The following is a 1,037-nucleotide window of genomic DNA, read 5'->3' as shown; positions in this document are numbered from 1 at the left end:
TCATCTTGCTCGGTCTGGGGCTCATCGTACTTGCCCACTTTGTGGGCCGAGAGCCACCACGCCGTAAGGGAAAAAAACCAAGCCTCGCAGATGAAACAGGCGACTAACCCTTCCATCGAGAGAACGGCACAGGGGCTTCACCCTTGTGCCGCCTCTCATGTCCAACGTTAAGACGCATGGCAACCTCAAACACCGCTGGATACTCTGGAACGCCGCTTTCCAGGAAGCTTGGCATCAAAGAGGCGCATCGAGTGCTGCTCATCGCAGCACCTGAGGAGTACGAAAGTCTGTTGGCCCCACTTCCACCAGCCGTGCAGTTTGTGAGCCAGCCCGATTCAAAGGTAGATATCGCTCACGCCTTTGTCACGCAGCGAGAAGAACTGGCAAAGACTCTGAGTGTCTTGCGCAAGAAGCTGAAATCCGACGCAGCGCTGTGGGTCTCCTGGCCGAAGAAGTCAGCCAAGGTTCCGACCACCATCACAGAAGACACTATCCGCGAGTTGGCGCTGCCACTCGGCTTCGTAGATATCAAGGTCTGCGCCGTCACGGAAGTCTGGTCGGGACTCAAGTTGGTGGTTCGCAAGGAGCTTCGCTGAGAATGCGGCCTAACCCTTCCATCAAGACAAACGTTAGGTACCACTCATGGTCGCCACCAAGCTCCTGCTGATCTTTGCTCTTCTCTGCACCTCAGCCCTGCCTGTATCTGCTGAATACACGCCAACGGGACGGAAGGCCATTTCCGTAATCTCGGCCGATTTTCCGCATCTGGATTTCATTTGGACAAGCGCCGAAGGCGATCTGGACGGTGACGGAATCGCTGATCTGGCTTTGGTGGCCACTGGGCAGAGAGGTGGAAATCCACAGCGCGAGGAGCGCCTTTTCATTCTCAAGGGAAATCCGGATGGAAGCTATGGAGTCCTTTCCGTGTCTGACGAGTTTTGTCGCGTGAGCAAGTTCTATAACATCGATATAAAAAAGAATTCTGTGTTTGTTCAGGCGGTCGAGTATGCGGATGCCGCTCGCGCGTCGAGTTACAC

2 protein-coding genes are annotated in these 1,037 nt (G+C 55.0%); both read left to right on the top strand.

What is annotated here, in order from left to right; translation table 11 throughout:
- Positions 1-176: 176 nt before the first annotated feature.
- Positions 177-596 (top strand): DUF3052 domain-containing protein, encoded by a 420-nt coding sequence (locus tag AC1DWI_RS24270; protein WP_477671196.1) that lies wholly within the window; start codon positions 177-179, stop codon positions 594-596.
- 46 nt (positions 597-642) lie between these two features.
- On the top strand, positions 643-1,037 hold a 395-nt coding region (locus tag AC1DWI_RS24265), incomplete at its 3' end, for a hypothetical protein (protein ID WP_477726057.1).

It is taken from the genome of Polaromonas sp. P3_C2, from assembly GCF_056402675.1.
This window is presented reverse-complemented; position numbering and strand designations above follow the sequence as displayed.

What these genes read in the sequence shown, in the direction of transcription:
- AC1DWI_RS24270 (WP_477671196.1), top strand. Translation starts at nt 177, where the DNA reads ATGGCAACCTCAAACACCGCTGGATACTCTGGAACGCCGCTTTCCAGG.